The sequence below is a fragment of the Bradyrhizobium sp. CER78 genome (assembly GCF_029846235.1).
Classification (GTDB): domain Bacteria; phylum Pseudomonadota; class Alphaproteobacteria; order Rhizobiales; family Xanthobacteraceae; genus Bradyrhizobium.
This window is the reverse complement of record NZ_JARVWP010000004.1, coordinates 291,352-307,961: the sequence shown is the minus strand read 5'-3', so window position 1 is coordinate 307,961 and position 16,610 is coordinate 291,352. Positions and strand designations below refer to the sequence as shown.

Sequence of the window (16,610 nt, the reverse complement as noted above, 5' to 3'; positions counted from 1 at the left end):
ACGATGGTCAGGCGCGAGACGCGTCCTCAACTGGTCTCGGCCGGTGGATGATTTGCGCGAGCCGGTTATCGACCCCGGCCTCGGTCCGGCGCAGCTTGAGCGCGATCAGCCGGTGGTTCATCCCGGATTCGTGCAGCGCAACCAGCAGGCGCTCTTCGTTCTCGGTCCAGCTCTTGAATCTGTTGGCACGCATCGGTCACGCTCCGTACCGGAACGATCATTGCTGATTCCTGCAACTCGCGCGCGTCCTATTTTGTAGCTGCACGTCCTGATCAGGACAGCGCTCCCGGCGACCAATGGTGGCCCGATCGAACCGGTTGATGACCGTTTCGGACCTTCACAAAATCCAAACTCCACGCGAGGCTTCGCGCTACGTTGTCCAACTACCGCGCGGCGGATGGCTCGGCGACACGCCGCGATTCTTATCCTTCACTTGGCTCTTTCGCAGGGTGATGCAGATGGACGAGAATTTGCAGAACATCTGGATACTTGGTTCAAGCGCTACGGTCGTTGCCTTAGCGGTCTTGCAGATCATCGACCTGGCGTTGACGCTGCTGCATTCGTTGCAGGAGCGCAAAGGCCGGCTGTGGCGCTACTTCGGCGCGATCGCCGGGGTGAAGATACCCGATGCTTTCGGTCAGATCTCGTTCTTCGGCGGTCTGACCATCGCGCTGTGGATCGTCGGGCTGCTCGGCATTGCCGGTACGGTGCTCTGGCAAACGCCGCTTGCGTTCGGCTGCCTCGGCGCAATCATCGGGTGCCGGCTGTCGGACGGCTGGTTCTCGCACATCGCGCTCAACAATGCGGGCTTTCGGCCCAATCCGGGGCTTTCGTCGGTGCCGCTCTACTTCGCGGAAGTCGTGCTTCTCCTGGTCGTGTTCTATCCGACCATTCGGACGCAAACATTCTCCGTGCTGATCGGGTTCGTGATCGGCGCGCTTGCCTTCTACTCGGTCATTCCGAGCCTGAAGCTCGTCGGGCGCCTGTTGTTCCAGCCGATCGCGCCGTGGCGGGCAGGGAGTCCACAGCCGGAGTGGTGATGCCCGCGGGTAAGCCTGCGGCCCGACCTGATCGCCGCGATCAGCATGATCCGCAGCGGCAAGGACCTGGGCGAGCAGGGGCGTGGCTGCCCATCTGGCATACCAGCAGCGGCCGAAGTTCATTGTGCTAAAGTGTGAGATTATGTGTGACTGTTGCAACTAAGTCACATAAAGGGTAGACATTGATTCATATTGCGCGACAATTTCACGCGTCAATGACGATTCCGTGAGCGCTTTTTTCAAACGGGTTCTCGCCGCAGCGGCGGTGAAGACCCCTCCATTTTGAAGAGTAGGGGCAGATGGCAGGGTATACGTACACGACCATTCTTTCGAGCTACCAAACCTCCGGCTACTACCAACTGACAGGCTTCAACAACGCAGACGTGGCGCTGTTTTCCTTTGGCGGCGTCTACGCGAATGGTGTGTTGACGACCGTCGCTGCCCCGTCGGGCCAAACCACCCAGTCTGGCATTTATCTCAACAATGCGGGCGAGGTGATTGGGACCGTTTCTCAACAGAGCAACGATCCCTATTTCATCGGCTATGTCGGCAGCTCTCCCGCGGCGAGCGATTTCAGCCCGACCATTCCGCCCAATGCTCCTAATCCGCCGAATGGGTACTCGAATTTCACCTATGCCTACGCGGTGAACGATTCCGGCACGATCCTGGGGGCATTTCGGGATGACGCCGGATTCTTTCCGTTCCTCTATTCGAACGGCGCGACGACCCTGCTCACTCCGCTTTTCAATCGTTCTGCTGTCGCACTCAACAATTCCGATCAGATCGTCGGCGACTACACGGATTCCAGCAACATCAGCCACGGCTTCTTCTACGATCCCAACGCCGTCAATCCCACGGTGGTCACGGTCGACGACCCCGCTGCGAGTACCGGCAACAACACGTATCTGATGTCGATCAACAATGCGGGCCAGATCCTCGGCCGCTTCACCAGCAACACCAGCGCGACCTATTTTCTCGATACCGGCGGAAACTTCGTTTCCATCGTTGATCCGAACGCGACTGCGGGGACGACCGTCGCGACGTCGATGAACAATAGTGGGGAGGTCGTCGGCTATTACCAGACCGCGGGCGTCTACCACGGCTTCACCTATTTGAACGGCGTCTATACCACGATCGATGAACCGGGGGCTGCCCAGACTGCGAGCCAGAGTGCAAATGGCACGTTTCTCGAACGCGTCAACGATGCCGGCGACCTCATCGGAATTTACTACGACTCCGCCGTGAACCTGTACGGCACGCACGGCGTCCCGCATTACTTCACGGCGACGGTCTATCGCGCGCCTCCAACCCTGGCCGTGAACAGCATCGCCAGTGCGACCGCCGGCCAGGCGATCAACCTGTCGAGCCTTGTCACGATCAGCGACCCGAGCAACCTCGGCTACCAGTCGCTGCAACTGTGGGATTCGAACGGCACCGCCGCGGGCGGGGAATTCCTGATCAACGGCACCCCGCAGACCGGCGGCCATGCGATCACCGTGCCGTCAGGCGCCACCGTGGTGTTCGATGCTGGCACCGGCTCGGGCACCGACACGCTATGGGCGCAGCTCATTCAGAAGGACGGCACGACAACTGGCTGGCAGCCGTTTACGGTCACGGTGGCAGCGCCGACGTTCAGCACGATGAGTGTGTCCAATGCGACGGCCGGCGCGCAGATCGCGCTGTCGAACCTGGTGACGGTCTCTGATCCCAGCAATGCCACGTACCAGCTGCAGCTGTGGGACTTGAACGGGTCAGCCGCGGGCGGCGAGTTCCTGATCAACGGCGCGCCGCAGACCGGCGGCCACGCGATCACCGTGCCGTCTGGCGCCACCGTGGCGTTCGATGCCGGCACCGGCTCAGGGACCGACACGCTGTGGGCACAACTGATTCAGAGCGACGGCACGCCCAGTGGCTGGAAGCCGTTCACGGTCACGGTGGCAGCGCCGACGTTCAGCACGATGAATGTGTCCAATGCTACGGCCGGCGCGCAGATCGCGCTGTCGAGCCTGGTGACGGTCTCCGATCCCAGCAATGCCACGTACCAGTTGCAGCTGTGGGATTCGAACGGGTCAGCCGCGGGCGGCGAGTTCCTGATCAATGGCACCCCGCAGACCGGTGGCCATGCGATCACCGTGCCGTCAGGCGCCACCGTGGCGTTCGATGCCGGCACCGGCCCCGGCACCGACACGCTGTGGGCGCAGCTCATTCAGAGTAACGGTACGCCAAGCGGCTGGCAGGCGTTCACCGTCACGGTGCCGGCGCCGACGCTCAGCACGGCGAGCGTGTCCAATGCGACGGCCGGCGCGCAGATCGCGCTGTCGAACCTGGTGACGGTCTCCGATCCCAGCAATGCGACGTACCAGTTGCAGCTGTGGGACTCGAACGGGTCAGCCGCAGGCGGCGAGTTCCTGATCAACGGTACGCCGCAGACCGGCGGCCATGCCATCACCGTGCCGAGCGGCGCCACCGTGGTGTTCGATGCCGGTACCGGCGCCGGCACCGACACGCTGTGGGCGCAGCTCATTCAGAGCAACGGCACGCCAAGCGGCTGGCGACAGTTCTCGGTCACGGTGCCGACCCCGACGCTCAGCACGACCAGTGTGTCCAGGGCCACGGCTGGTGCGCAGATCGCGCTGTCGAATCTGGTGACGGTCTCCGATCCCAGCAATGCCACGTACCAGTTGCAGCTGTGGGACTCGAACGGGTCAGCCGCGGGCGGCGAGTTCCTGATCAACGGCACGCCGCAGACCGGTGGCCATGCGATCAACGTGCCGAGCGGCGCCACCGTGGTCTTCGATGCCGGCACCGGCGCCGGCACCGACACGCTGTGGGCGCAGCTCGTCGAGAGCAACGGCACGACAAGCGGCTGGCAGCAGTTCTCGGTCACGGTGCCGAACCCAACGGTGGCCGTGCACAATTATACGACCGCAACTCCGGGGCAGACCATCGCGCTGTCGAACCTGGTCACGATCTCGGATCCCGGCAACGTCGGCTATCAGAAGCTCGAGCTGTGGGACTCTGACGGTACGGCTGCCACCGGCCAGTTCGTGGTCAACAACGTGACGCAGACCGGCGGCCATGCGATCGACGTCAGCCCGGCCAATGTCGGTAACGTGGTGTTCAACGAGGGCACGACCGGCAACACCGATACATTGTGGGCGCAGCTGATCCTGAACAACGGGACCGCAACCGGCTGGCAGTCGTTCACGGTGGTCGATCCCGTGACGATCGCGCAGGGGACGACGGTCGAGCTCGCCAACGCCTATGCCGGGCATGCGATCTTTGCCGGCGATGCCGGGACCTTGCAGATCGACCATTTTGCCGGCTTCAGCGGCACGGTGGCCGGCATGAGCGGGACCGATACGCTGGACCTCAGGGACATCGGGTTCGGTTCGACGACCAAGGCGAGCTATTCCGGCGATGGCTCGCAGGGGACGTTGAGCATCACCGATGGTGCGAACACGGCCCAGATTGCGCTGCTCGGCAACTACATGGCCTCAACCTTCGCGGTCTCCAGCGACGGCCATGGCGGCAGCTCGGTCCAGGTCCAGCCCAATCTGGTTACGACGCTAGCCCCGCCCCAACACGCCTAGGGCCCGACCGCTGCGATCACGATCGGCATCGTGATCGCAGCGAGGATCGTCTGCAGCGTGATGATCTGGGCGAGCAGCGGGGCGTCGCCGCCCATCTGGCGCGCCAGCACATAGGCCGACGGCGAGGTCGGCACCGCGGCGCAGGCGGCGACGATGGCAAGATTGGCGCCGGTGACGCCGAACCACACCGCGAGCGCAACGGTGAGCACGGGCATCAGGACCAGCTTCAGCACCAGCGCGATGCTGGCCGCGAGGCTGGGGCGGAAGATGCCTTCCAGATGCAGCCCGGCGCCGGTTACCAGCAGGCCGATCGCCAGCGACGAGCCGCCGAGCGCGTCGGCGACATCGTGCCAGATCTGCGGCAGCGGGATGTGCGCGACGTTGATGACGAGCCCGATCACGCAGGCCCAGATCAGCGGGTTCTTGACGATCGTCATCACGATGGCGCCGGCAGAGCGCTTCTTCGAGGAGGCATATTTCGCCAGCACGGCGACGCTGAAGACGTTGACCAGCGGGATGATGGCGACCATCGCAACGGAGGCCAGCGCAAGTCCAGTGCTGCCAAAGAGATTGCGCGACACCGACAGCGCGACATAGGTCTGCCAGCGCGTCGCGCCCTGGAAGATCGAGGTGAAGGCGGGGCCGTCGACGCCGGCCCGGGCGAGCGCGGTCCGCAGCGCAAGACAGAGCAGGCACATCACGAGCGCCGCGAGCAACAGCGCGCCGCCGACACCAGCGACCGGTACCTTGGTCAGGTCGGCCTTGACCAGCGTCTGCACCAGCAGCACCGGGAACAGGACGTAGTAAGTGAGCTGCTCCAGCCCGTGCCATTGCGTGTCGAGCCGCATCAGCGTGCGCTTCAGGACGAAACCGAGCACGATCAGCAGGAACACCGGCAACAACGCCGCGATCACCACGGCCATGGTCAGCGGTCTCCGCGCAGCTTCGCGAGCCGGTCGAGCGCGCCCTGCAGGATGAAGATCGCTGCGTGCTCGTCGATCACCTCGGCACGGCGGGCGCGGCTGACATCCATGCCGATCAACTCGCGTTCGACCGCCGCGGTCGACAGGCGCTCGTCCCATAGTCCGATTGCCAGCACGGTGAGGTTTGAGAGGTTGCGGGCGAAGGCCCGGGTCGATTGCGCGCGCGGGCCTTCGCTGCCGTCCATGTTGATCGGCAGGCCCAGCACGAAGCCTGCGGCGTTGCGCTCGGCCGCGATCGCGAGCAGCCGCGCCGCGTCCACCTTGAACTGCTTGCGCTGAATGGTCTCGACGCCGGTCGCGAGCCGCCGGTCTGGATCGGAGACGGCAACGCCAATGGTCTTGGTGCCGAGGTCGAGGCCGACGAGCGCGCCACGGTCGGGCCAGTGCGGCGCGGCTTCGATCAGGGGAAGGATGAGGGCGGGCATGGCCTTGCGCTTAGCACGCAGCCGCGCGCCGAGGCAAAGCCCGGATGCGGGCGGCCGTCCATGCGAAAACGCCGATCAGGCGGCGATCACCCGATCGTCGCCGCCGAGGCACGCGACAAGCCCCTGCAACGGACTGTACTGGTGCGCGGTGCGGCGCTGGATGAACAGCGTCTCGACCTGAGCATGCTGCGGATTGAGCTTGTGGATATTCACGTCGCGCTGGACGTGGTCGCGTTCGACGACCGCGCGCGGCAAGAGCGTCACGCCCATGTCGGCGGCGACGCAGCCGACCATGCCGTCGAGCGTGCCGAGTTCGAAGCGCGCGGCCGACGGCCAGCCGAACTCGGTGAACACCTGTTCGAGGCGCTGCCGGTAGGTGCAGCCGGTGCGGAACACCAGCGCGGTCGGACCAGACTCCGGTGTGCCGGCGCGCAAGGCGGCGAGCGATTTCCAGCGCTGCGCGGTGACGAGCACCAGTTCCTCGGTGAAGGCCGATGTCGCTGACAGTTCGGCGTGCTCGATCGGACCGGCGACGAAGGCGCCATCGAGCGAGCCGTCAAGCACGGCGGCGACGAGATCGGTGGTCGGCGCGGTGCGTAGCGTCAGGCGCACCGCCGGGTAACGGCGGTGAAACTCGGCAAGCAGTGTTGGCAGCCGAACGGCGGCGGTCGTCTCCATCGAGCCGATCGACAGCGGTCCCCTCGGCTCGCCATCGTCGCGCGCGGCGAGCACGGCTTCGCGCGACAGCGCCGCCATCCGCTGCGCATACGGCAGCAGGCGGCGGCCGGCGCCGGTCAGCGACATGCCACGGCTGTGCCGCTCGAACAGCGCAGTGCCGATCTCGGCCTCCAGCGCCTTGATGCGCTGGGTGACGTTGGACTGCACGGTATTCAGCTCGTCGGCGGCCCGGGTGATGCCGCCGAGCCGGGCGACCGTGGAAAAGGTGAGCAGGTCGGTCAATTCCATCTGGACCACCGTTTCAATTTAGAGATGGCTGCGTTCTCTAGTATTCATTATCCGAGAATGATAGGCCCGCTTAGGCTGCAAGTCCAGAACAGCAAGTCCAGAACAGGGAGCAAGCGCATGCCGATCAGCACCGAATTGACGGCGCGTCTGGGCATTGAACATCCGATCCTGGCGGCGCCGATGGCCATGATCACGGGGAGCCGGCTGGTGAAGGCGGTGAGCGAGGCGGGCGGCTTCGGCATTCTGGGCGGCGGCTACGGCGACAGAGCGTGGCTCGAGGCGGAGACTGCAGCGCTCAGCGGATTTCGCCGTCCGTTCGGCATCGGCTTCATCACCTGGAGTCTCGCGAAGCAACCCGAGCTGATGGATATCGCGCTACAGGCGCGGCCACGCGCCGTGATGCTGTCATTCGGCGATCCCGCGCCGTTCGTGCCTGATATCAAAGCCGCCGGCGCGCTGCTGATCTGCCAGGTGCAGAATGAGGAGATGGCGCAAGCGGCGCTCGATTGCGGCGCCGACATCCTGATTGCGCAGGGGACTGAGGCGGGCGGTCACGGTGCGTCGCGCACCACGCTCGATATCGTACCGGCGATCATCGATTTTTCGGCAGGGCGTGTGCCGGTCGTCGCGGCCGGCGGCATCGCTGATGGCCGCGGCTTGGCTGCGATGATGATGCTCGGCGCCGCCGGCGTGCTGATGGGAACGCGTTTCTATGCCAGCGTCGAGGCCGGCGCGCCCGAGCAGGCGAAGCAGTTGATCCGCGCGACGAAGAGCGGCGAGACGGTGCGCGGCGTGGTGATGGACTGGTCGCGCAAGCTGATGTGGCCGGCGCCATTCACCGCGCGCTCGCTTGCCAACGATCATTTGCGGCGGTGGTCTGGCCGCGAGATCGAGCTGATGCAGCGCGCAGACGAGATCGCTGTGGAGTATGCCGCTGCGCGGGAAGCGGGCAATTTCGACATTGCCGCAGTGTTTGCCGGCGAGTCCGTCGGCCTGATCCATGATATCGTTCCCGCGGCCGAAATCGTCGGCCGCATCGTTGCCGAAGCCGAGCAGTCGTTGCAGGGCCGGCGCAACTCTCTTTCCTCTTTGATCTGAACAAGTGTGAGGCACACCATGTGGCCGGACCGTCGATTGATCGATCGTTTCAAGACCGAATTCCCGATCGTGCTGGCGCCGATGGCCGGCGTGATGGATGCGGAGCTGGTGATCGCGGTGGCGCAGGGCGGCGGGCTCGGCTCGCTGCCATGCGCGATGCTGTCGGCCGAGAAGGCGCGCGAGCAAGTCAACATCATCCGCCAGCGCGTCTCCGCGCCGGTCAACCTCAACTTCTTTTGCCACAAGGCGGTCGACGCCGATCCGGCGCGCGAGGCGTCATGGCGGCAGCGGCTGGCGCCTTACTACCACGAGCATGGCCTCGATCCCAACGCACCGATCAGCGCGGCGAACCGCGCGCCGTTCGATGCGGCGTTCTGCGCGGTGGTCGAGGAGCTGAAGCCCGAGGTCGTCAGCTTCCATTTCGGTCTGCCGGAGCCAAAACTGTTGCAGCGGGTGAAGGGAGCGGGCGCCATCGTGATGTCGTCGGCGACGACCGTGAAGGAGGCGATCTGGCTCGAGGAGAACGGCGCCGACGTCATCATCGCGCAGGGCGCCGACGCCGGCGGCCATCGCGCCATGTTCCTCACCGAAACCATTGCCGAGCAGCCGGGCACATTCTCGCTGCTGCCGCAGGTGGTGGATGCGGTGAAGGTACCGGTCGTCGCGGCCGGCGGCATCGCCGATGGACGCGGCATCGCGGCGGCCTTCGCGCTCGGCGCATCAGCCGTACAAATCGGCACGGCCTATCTGCGCTGTCCGGAGTCCAAGGTGACCGCACCGGGCCGTATCGCGCTGGCGCAGGCCAGCGATGAATCGACCGTTATCACCAATGTGATGACGGGTCGCCCGGCGCGCGGCGTCGCCAATCGCGTGATGCGCGAGGTCGGCCCGATCTCGCCTGACGCGCCGGCATTCCCGCATGCGGCGACCGCCCTCGGACCCCTGAAGGCGGCTGCCGAAAAGCAGGGCAAGGTCGATTTCACCAATCTTTGGGCTGGCCAGGCGGTCCGGATGGGCAAGGAGATGCCGGCCGCGGAGCTGACCCGCGCACTCGCCGGCGCGGCGCTGGCGCGGATGGGGGCGCTGTCTCAGGCCTGACGCGCCGGCTCGTCCCGGATGATCTCCAGATGCTCGGTCGCGAGCCTGCGATAATGCGCCGCCATTTCCTTGTAATGCTGGCGGGAGATCGGATCCGCGGCGCTTTCGGCGCGGCGCTCGAACATCTCGGCCTTTTCCTGCAGAGCCTTTGCCTGGGAGATGGCCATGGCTTGCCTCGCTCAGACCAGGCAGGCCACGTAAAGGATCGCAATCCCCAGCACTGTGCCGATCGACCACAAGGCGGGGTCCCAGCCCTCCGACCGGGGGCGGCTTTCGAGCATTGACATGACGCGCTCCGAACTTTTCTGTTTGGAGACAGTAGGCGCCGGCAATGTTTCCGGACCACTTCGTGGCGGGCAGGAAGTGGTTTCGTCGTGGGGTTTTGCAGCCCTCAATGAGCGCCCGGAATGTCTCGCCGGGGGCCGGCGGGGTCGGTTAAGCCCCCGGGGCCGCGGTTGCGGCGCAAAACCGGCCTCTGCTATACGGCAGGCTGACCTTTCAGCCTGACCACCCGAGGCCCTATATAATGTCCGTAGATGCCACGACTGTCCGCCGCATCGCGCATCTGGCGCGGATCGCGGTCAGCGACGCCGAAGTTCCCCATCTCCAGGGCGAGCTGAACGCGATGCTGGCCTTTGTCGAGCAGTTGTCGGAGGTGAATATCGACGGCGTCGAGCCGATGACCTCGGTGACGCCGATGGAGATGAAGAAGCGCGCCGATGTGGTCAATGACGGCGAGATCGCCGAAATCATCGTCCGCAATGCGCCCGACACCGTGAACGACTTCTTCCTGGTGCCGAAGGTGGTCGAGTAAAGAGCCCGATCGGATAAGTCCAATGTGTCTGCTCTGCGACGATGAGAAGGCCTACAAGGCCTATATGGACTTCCTCGATGCGATGGAGCGCAAGGGGAAGGTCGCCGATCCCAACGCGGCGATGGACGCCGTGCTCGACCATCTCGAGGCGCTCGATGCCGCCCGCGCCAAGGAAAATGCCAAAGCGCGCCAAGACGACCCCGCCAACGACAAAACCTTGTCTCCGTTCTTCTGCAGCCCGATCAATAAATGACCGATTTGACATCGCTGACGATCGCCGAGGCCCGCGAGGGCCTGGCGAGCAAGTCTTTCACCGCCCGCGAACTGACTGACGCGCATCTCGCCGCCATCGAAGCCGCGCGCGTGCTCAATGCCTATGTACTCGAGACGCCCGACAGGGCGCGCGAGATGGCCAGGGTCGCCGACGAGAAAATTGCAAAGGGTGAGGGCGGACCGCTGGCAGGCATTCCGCTCGGCATCAAGGATCTGTTCGCGACCCGCGATATCAGGACCACGGCGTGCTCGAAGATCCTCGGCAATTTCATCCCGCCCTACGAGTCGACGGTGACCTCGCAGCTCTGGCGTGACGGCGCCGTGCTGCTCGGCAAGCTCAACAATGACGAGTTCGCGATGGGCTCATCGAACGAGACCTCGTGCTTCGGTCCGGTCACCAACCCGTGGCGCCGCGAGGGCTCCAACACCACGCTGGTGCCGGGCGGCTCATCGGGCGGCTCGGCCTCGGCGGTGGCGGCGCTGCTCTGCATGGGCGCGACTGCGACCGACACCGGCGGCTCGATCCGCCAACCGGCCGCGTTCACCGCGACCGTCGGCATCAAGCCGACCTATGGCCGCTGCTCGCGCTGGGGCATCGTGGCGTTCGCATCTTCGCTCGACCAGGCCGGCCCGATCGCGCGCACCACGCGCGATGCCGCGATCCTGATGCGCTCGATGGCCGGTCACGACCCAAAGGACACCACGTCGGTCGACATCGCGGTGCCGGACTACGAGGCCGCGATCGGCAAGTCCGTGAAGGGCATGAAGATTGGTATTCCCAAAGAGTATCGGCTCGACGGCATGCCGGCCGAGATCGAAAAGCTCTGGAGCGAGGGCGCGCAGTGGCTGAAGGCCGCTGGCGCCGAGCTCGTCGAGGTGTCGCTGCCGCACACCAAATACGCGCTGCCGGCCTATTACATCGTGGCGCCGGCGGAGGCTTCGTCGAACCTCGCGCGCTATGATGGTGTGCGCTACGGGCTGCGCGACCCGGGCAAGAGCATCATCGAGATGTACGAGAACACCCGCGCCGATGGCTTTGGCGACGAGGTGCGCCGCCGCGTGCTGATCGGCACCTATGTGCTCTCGGCCGGCTATTACGATGCCTATTATCTGCGTGCGCAGAAGGTGCGGACGCTGATCAAGAAGGATTTCGAAGACTGCTTCGCCAAGGGCGTGAATGCGATCCTGACCCCGGCGACGCCGTCGGCGGCGTTCGGCATCGGCGAGAAGGGCGGCGCCGATCCGGTCGAGATGTATCTCAACGACATCTTCACGGTGACCGTGAACATGGCGGGCCTGCCGGGCATCGCGGTGCCCGCGGGCAAGGATACTCAGGGCCTGCCGCTCGGCCTGCAACTGATCGGCCGTCCGTTCGACGAGGATACGCTGTTCTCGCTCGGCGAGGTGATCGAGCAGGCGGCCGGCCGCTTCACGGCGCCCAAATGGTGGTGAGCGATGGCGGACTTCCGCGCCACTCTCGCTGACGCAGCGCCCGATGCGGCGCTATCGCCGCCGCTCGCCGCATTGTGGTGGGCAAAGAAGGGCGATTGGGACCAGGCGCACCGCATCGTGCAAGACGAGAGCGACGCCAACTCTGCCTGGGTGCACGCCCATCTGCATCGCGTCGAGGGCGACCTCGGCAATGCCGGCTACTGGTATCGCCGGGCCGGACAGCCGGTCGCAAAGGACACGCTCGAGGCCGAGTGGGAGCGGATTGTGTCCGCACTTTCAGCTTGAACTACCGCGCAGCTGCTGGTGTCTTGACACCGCGAGCATTAACCGTGTTTCGGCCGCCATGCCGCCGCCCAGATTGACCGTGATAGGCTGGTGGAACCGGGCGGGGGCCAGTGGCAAAGAGAGTATTCGTGCGTGGGTCGGGCATAGGGGGATGGCTGTCAGCGCTGCTGGTGGCCGTGGTGGGAGCGGGCCTTGCTGGCTGCGCCTCCGTGTACAATCTGCCCGGCAACGTGCCGCTCGGTGCCGCGCTCGCCGACAACAGCAGCGCCCGCGACTATCCGACTTATGAAGATGATCTGTTGCTCGCGCTGTCGTTCTCCGGCGGCGGCACGCGCGCGGCGGCGTTTTCGTTCGGCGTGCTTGAAGAGCTCGACCGGGTGCACTCCAGCGCCGCCGGCAGCAGGACGCTGCTCGATCGCGTCGATTTCGTCTCCGGCGTCTCCGGCGGATCGGTCACCGCCGCTTATTTTGGATTGAAGCGGCGCGCGGCGCTTGCCGATTTCCGCGAACGATTCCTGCTGCGCAATGCCGAGGAGGGACTGAAGACCAGGATCTCGCTCGGCAATATCGGGCGCGCGCTGGGCGGCGGCGTCAACGACAGCCAGTTCACCGACTGGCTCGACCAGAATCTGTTCGACGGCGCGCGGTTCGAGGCATTGCCCGACGACCGCCGGCCGCGGGTGTGGATCAACGCCTCCGACATCTACAACCGTACGCCGTTCGTGTTCGGCAAGACCTCTTTCGACGCGCTGTGCAGCGATATCCGCTCCTATCGCGTCGCTGAAGCGGTGGCGGCGTCGGCCGCGGTGCCGCTGGCATTTGCGCCGATCGTGCTGCAGACCTATCCCGGCGGCTGCGCCGCGCCGCTGCCGCCCTGGTACGATCGGATGCGCAACGATCCGAACGCGCAACCTTTGCTGCGCTCCTACGCCGAGGCCCAGGCGCGCTACCGCGACGGCTCGATGCGCTACGTCAAGCTGCTCGATGGCGGGCTGGTCGACAATTACGGACTGTCGGCGCTCAGCATCGGTCTGCTCGCCGCGCAGCGTCCTTACGAGCCGCTCGACGAGCGGCAGGCGGCCAAGCTGAAGCGCATCCTGTTCCTGGTGGTCGATGCCGGCCGCGGCGTCTCCGGCGACTTTGTGCAGACGCTCGAAGGACCGAACGGCGTCGAGCTGGTGTCCGCGGCCGCCGACACCGCAATCGATGCCAGCGTGCGTTCGAGCTACGCCGCCTTCACGTCGCTCGCCAGCGACTGGTCCGGCAAGCTGAAGCGCTGGCGCTGCGGCCTGTCGGCGGCGGATCGGAGCCGGCTTGGCGTCGGCGCCGGCTGGAAGTGCGGCGACGTCGCGATCTATGTCGAGCGGCTCCGCTTCGACCGGCTGGGACCGGACCGCGCCGGTATCCTGAACGCCATCCCGACGCGGCTGTCGCTGCCGCCCGAGCAGGTCGATCAGCTGATTGCGGGCGGCGCGGACGCGCTGCGCTCGAGCAAGGCCTACCAGCAGTTCCGGCGCGGGCTCTGATCCGCGCCTCAATGCGCCGCTACAGGCCGCAAGGGGCGGCAAGGGGACAGCAAGGCGGCTTGACTGGCGCGGTCGGTTGCGCGAAGCCCAATCCATCCCAGATATCACTTGTCCGGAAACCGAGATCCATGACCGCATCTGCCGCCCCGCATAGACTGATCAAGAGCGCCACCGGCGATTGGGAGGTCGTGATCGGCATGGAGGTCCATGCCCAGGTCACCTCGAACTCCAAGCTGTTCTCCGGCGCGTCGACCGCGTTCGGAGGCGAGCCCAACTCCCATGTCTCGCTGGTCGATGCCGCGATGCCGGGCATGCTGCCCGTCATCAACGAGGAGTGCGTCCGCCAGGCGGTGCTCACCGGCCTCGGACTGAATGCGAAGATCAACCTGCGCTCGGTGTTCGACCGCAAGAACTATTTCTATCCGGACTCGCCGCAGGGCTACCAGATCAGCCAGTACAAGTCGCCGATCGTGGGCGAGGGCGAGGTGTCGCTCGAGCTCGACGGCGGCCGCAGCGTCACGATCGGGATCGAGCGGCTGCATCTGGAACAGGACGCCGGCAAGCTGCTGCACGATCAGTCGCCGACGATGTCCTATGTCGACCTCAACCGCTGCGGTGTCGCGCTGATGGAGATCGTCTCCAAGCCCGACATCCGCGATGCTGAGCAGGCCAAGGCCTACGTCACCAAGCTGCGCTCGATCCTGCGCTACCTCGGCACCTGCGATGGCGACATGGAGAAGGGCAATCTGCGCGCCGACGTCAACGTCTCGGTGCGCCGCTACGGCGAGACCGCGTTCGGCACCCGCTGTGAAATCAAGAACATGAACTCGGTCAACTTCATCGGCCAGGCGATCGAGTACGAGGCGCGGCGTCAGATCGAGATCATCGAGGACGGCGGCACCATCGACCAGGAGACCCGGCTGTTCGATCCGAACAAGGGCGAGACCCGTTCGATGCGCTCCAAGGAAGAGGCGCACGACTACCGTTACTTCCCGGATCCCGATCTCCTGCCGCTCGAGTTCAGCCAGGCCTTCGTCGACGGCCTCAAGGCGCAGCTGCCGGAGCTGCCCGATCAGAAGCGGTCCCGTTTTATTACGGGCTTTGGCCTGTCACCCTATGATGCGAGCGTGCTGGTCGCCGAGCGCGAGAGCGCCGAATTCTACGAGACGGTGCTGTCAGGCCTCGCCGACAAGGCGCGCGACGGCAAGCTCGCCGCCAACTGGGTGATCAACGAGCTGTTCGGCCGGCTGAACAAGGAGAGCGTTGCGATCGCTGCATCGCCGGTGTCGGCGCAGCAGCTCGCCGCGATCGTCGATCTGATCGGCGAGGGAACGATTTCCGGCAAGATCGCCAAGGACTTGTTCGAGATCGTCTGGCAGGAAGGCGGCGATCCGCGCGCGCTCGTCGAGACGCGCGGCATGAAGCAGGTCACCGACCTCGGCGCGATCGAGAAGGTGGTCGACGACATCATCGCTGCCAACCCCGACAAGGTCGAGCAGGCCAAGGCGAAGCCGCAACTGGTCGGCTGGTTCGTCGGTCAGGTGATGAAGTCGTCGGGCGGCAAGGCGAACCCGCAAGCGGTCAACGATCTCCTGAAGTCGAAGCTCGGCATCTGACGAACAGGACAATGATGTTGTCCTTGGAGCATGATCCAACCGGATCATGCTCCCGCGCGATCACCTTTGGCGTCGTCGCGCGCGCGTGAACGCGGCGTGATCCTGCCTCACACCCTCCCTCGACGGGCATGACGATGCCTCTCGGCGCCGAATCGCCGGAACTGCGATTCGTTCGCGAAACCGGCTCGGATGACCGCAAACGAGGCAAAAGCGGTCTTTCCCACGAAAATTTTTTCGTTGCCAAAAACTACGACTCGGCGTCGGCGACGCGCCGCTTTTCGTCGTCGCGCGCGACTCAGCGCAACGACGATCGCGCGTCGATCGCTTTAATGCGAATTCAAGAAAAGGCTACAATACAAGGCATTTCCTGCAACGTTGACAAATGCCGATGTCGGCAGCCGTTGCACTTCTTGCATCGTCGCGCGAATGCATCGTCGATTTGATCGGCGGCGCGCGCTGTGCGCACTGCCATCGCTGCGTCAACACTTCCTTAAGCGGGACACTGTTTTTTTCGGTCTGTTGGTGTATTCGGGAAGTAGTGCATATCGATTCCCGAGTGCACGCAGCGAAGTAAGAGCCATCTCACATACTGGAGGGCAACATGGCTAAGAAGGCAAAGAAGGCGAAGAAGGCGAAGAAGGCGAAGAGCGCAGTGAAGAAGACTGCGAAGAAGACCCGCAAGGTCGCCAAGAAGAAGTAAGCCTCTCGCCTTGAGAGGATTGCCGGCGGCTTGACGCCGGCACGTCGCGAGAGCCAGCGGACGGACTGCTGAGAGGCACATCCCACCCCAAGGCTCTGGTTGACGAAAGAGGGTGTCGGCGAGACATCAGGTCAAACGGCTGGATCGAATTTCGGAGAGGGTGACCTTCCCAAAACCGGTCCGGCAGAAGAAACAGAGATTTCTTCGTTCGGTGCGGGACCCGCTTGGTTCCGCAATTTCACCGGCGAGAATGCCGAGTTGAAATCTGGTCCTGACGTGTTCGCCGACCCCCTCGTTCCGGCGGCCCGCGCAGTCCGCGCCCGGCGCCACTTTCCAACATCCCAGTTCTGGATCGACGTTGGGCCTGACGGCCTCGCGTTGCTTTTGTGCGCGCGCCGTCCGCGGATCGTCCGCCGGGCCTCGCACCCCTCCGTCAATTTCGAGACTGATCGCCGGCGCGGGCCGGCCGGCAGGCGCGGCCATTGTCCGCGATGGTTATCGTTGTCCGAAATACCAGGGTAAACCGGCGTTCACGAATGCAAGGAAGTGCCTGCGGCACAGGCACTTCTGCGATTTCGCGCCGCGCCCCCGGCGGCGCCGGTTTACATCCCGTTCATCGCGATACTTAAACCGCTCTTCAAATTTGATGGGCCATGATCATCCCAACAAGCCGGCAAACGGCGAGCGAATAACAGGGTAGTTCAACAGTGGACGGGGGCCGCGCTCGGGGGAGGGCGGCCA

The 16,610-nt window shown here is 64.9% G+C and carries 16 protein-coding genes; 11 read left to right on the top strand and 5 right to left on the bottom strand.

All coding sequences use genetic code 11. The features are described 5' to 3' along the window. Nucleotides 1–7: 7 nt before the first annotated feature. Nucleotides 8–193, bottom strand: coding sequence for a hypothetical protein (locus QDT69_RS10300; protein ID WP_279706466.1), 186 nt, complete (start codon nucleotides 191–193; stop codon nucleotides 8–10). 127 nt (nucleotides 194–320) lie between these two features. Between QDT69_RS10300 and QDT69_RS10295 the strand changes: the two genes are divergently transcribed. Beyond that, complete coding sequence (locus QDT69_RS10295; protein WP_279706465.1) at nucleotides 321–1,040, top strand: hypothetical protein; 720 nt, start codon at nucleotides 321–323, stop codon at nucleotides 1,038–1,040. 299 nt (nucleotides 1,041–1,339) lie between these two features. Continuing rightward, entirely contained in the window at nucleotides 1,340–4,633 is a 3,294-nt protein-coding gene (locus QDT69_RS10290; RefSeq protein WP_279706464.1) for a hypothetical protein, read from the top strand. On the opposite strand, the gene QDT69_RS10285 is transcribed toward QDT69_RS10290, so the two are convergent. The 3 genes from QDT69_RS10285 to QDT69_RS10275 form a co-directional block, all read right to left on the bottom strand. Next, nucleotides 4,630–5,556, bottom strand: coding sequence for an AEC family transporter (locus tag QDT69_RS10285; RefSeq protein ID WP_279706463.1), 927 nt, complete (start codon nucleotides 5,554–5,556; stop codon nucleotides 4,630–4,632). The genes QDT69_RS10290 and QDT69_RS10285 overlap by 4 nt on opposite strands. Nucleotides 5,557–5,558: 2 nt before the next feature. Continuing rightward, on the bottom strand, nucleotides 5,559–6,041 hold the full coding sequence (gene ruvX, locus QDT69_RS10280; RefSeq protein ID WP_279706462.1) for a Holliday junction resolvase RuvX: 483 nt from the start codon (nucleotides 6,039–6,041) through the stop codon (nucleotides 5,559–5,561). 75 nt (nucleotides 6,042–6,116) lie between these two features. After that, nucleotides 6,117–7,007: a LysR family transcriptional regulator gene (locus QDT69_RS10275; RefSeq protein WP_279706461.1), complete on the bottom strand. Its 891-nt coding sequence runs from the start codon at nucleotides 7,005–7,007 to the stop codon at nucleotides 6,117–6,119. A 117-nt stretch (nucleotides 7,008–7,124) separates the two neighbouring features. On the opposite strand from QDT69_RS10275, the gene QDT69_RS10270 reads away from it, so the two are divergent. Beyond that, entirely contained in the window at nucleotides 7,125–8,105 is a 981-nt protein-coding gene (locus tag QDT69_RS10270) for a nitronate monooxygenase (RefSeq protein ID WP_279706460.1), read from the top strand. Between the two features lie 18 nt (nucleotides 8,106–8,123). Then, nucleotides 8,124–9,203, top strand: a complete 1,080-nt coding sequence (locus QDT69_RS10265) for a nitronate monooxygenase family protein (RefSeq protein ID WP_279706459.1) — start codon at nucleotides 8,124–8,126, stop codon at nucleotides 9,201–9,203. On the opposite strand, the gene QDT69_RS10260 is transcribed toward QDT69_RS10265, so the two are convergent. Next, a complete protein-coding gene (locus tag QDT69_RS10260; RefSeq protein ID WP_279706458.1) occupies nucleotides 9,194–9,370 on the bottom strand; it encodes a hypothetical protein in 177 nt (58 codons plus the stop codon). The two genes, QDT69_RS10265 and QDT69_RS10260, sit on opposite strands and share 10 nt — an antisense overlap. Before the next feature lie 359 nt (nucleotides 9,371–9,729). Here QDT69_RS10260 and gatC point away from each other — a divergent pair, with 359 nt between their 5' ends. The 7 genes from gatC to QDT69_RS10225 all read left to right on the top strand — a co-directional run bounded on the left by gatC (nucleotide 9,730) and on the right by QDT69_RS10225 (nucleotide 15,612). Next, nucleotides 9,730–10,017, top strand: coding sequence for an Asp-tRNA(Asn)/Glu-tRNA(Gln) amidotransferase subunit GatC (gene gatC / locus QDT69_RS10255; RefSeq protein WP_279706457.1), 288 nt, complete (start codon nucleotides 9,730–9,732; stop codon nucleotides 10,015–10,017). 22 nt (nucleotides 10,018–10,039) lie between these two features. Continuing rightward, nucleotides 10,040–10,270 carry a hypothetical protein gene (locus tag QDT69_RS10250; RefSeq protein WP_279706456.1) on the top strand — a complete coding sequence of 77 codons (231 nt, stop codon included), beginning with the start codon at nucleotides 10,040–10,042 and terminating at the stop codon, nucleotides 10,268–10,270. Beyond that, a complete protein-coding gene (gatA, locus tag QDT69_RS10245; RefSeq protein ID WP_279706455.1) occupies nucleotides 10,267–11,742 on the top strand; it encodes an Asp-tRNA(Asn)/Glu-tRNA(Gln) amidotransferase subunit GatA in 1,476 nt (491 codons plus the stop codon). Before QDT69_RS10250 ends, gatA begins: the two co-directional genes overlap by 4 nt. A gap of 3 nt (nucleotides 11,743–11,745) precedes the next feature. Beyond that, nucleotides 11,746–12,027, top strand: coding sequence for a hypothetical protein (locus QDT69_RS10240; protein WP_279706454.1), 282 nt, complete (start codon nucleotides 11,746–11,748; stop codon nucleotides 12,025–12,027). A 164-nt stretch (nucleotides 12,028–12,191) separates the two neighbouring features. After that, on the top strand, nucleotides 12,192–13,553 hold the full coding sequence (locus QDT69_RS10235; RefSeq protein ID WP_279706680.1) for a patatin-like phospholipase family protein: 1,362 nt from the start codon (nucleotides 12,192–12,194) through the stop codon (nucleotides 13,551–13,553). A 128-nt stretch (nucleotides 13,554–13,681) separates the two neighbouring features. Next, a complete protein-coding gene (gatB, locus tag QDT69_RS10230; protein WP_279706453.1) occupies nucleotides 13,682–15,169 on the top strand; it encodes an Asp-tRNA(Asn)/Glu-tRNA(Gln) amidotransferase subunit GatB in 1,488 nt (495 codons plus the stop codon). Nucleotides 15,170–15,297: 128 nt separating this feature from the next. Continuing rightward, entirely contained in the window at nucleotides 15,298–15,612 is a 315-nt protein-coding gene (locus QDT69_RS10225; RefSeq protein ID WP_279706452.1) for a hypothetical protein, read from the top strand. Nucleotides 15,613–16,610 lie beyond the last annotated feature (998 nt).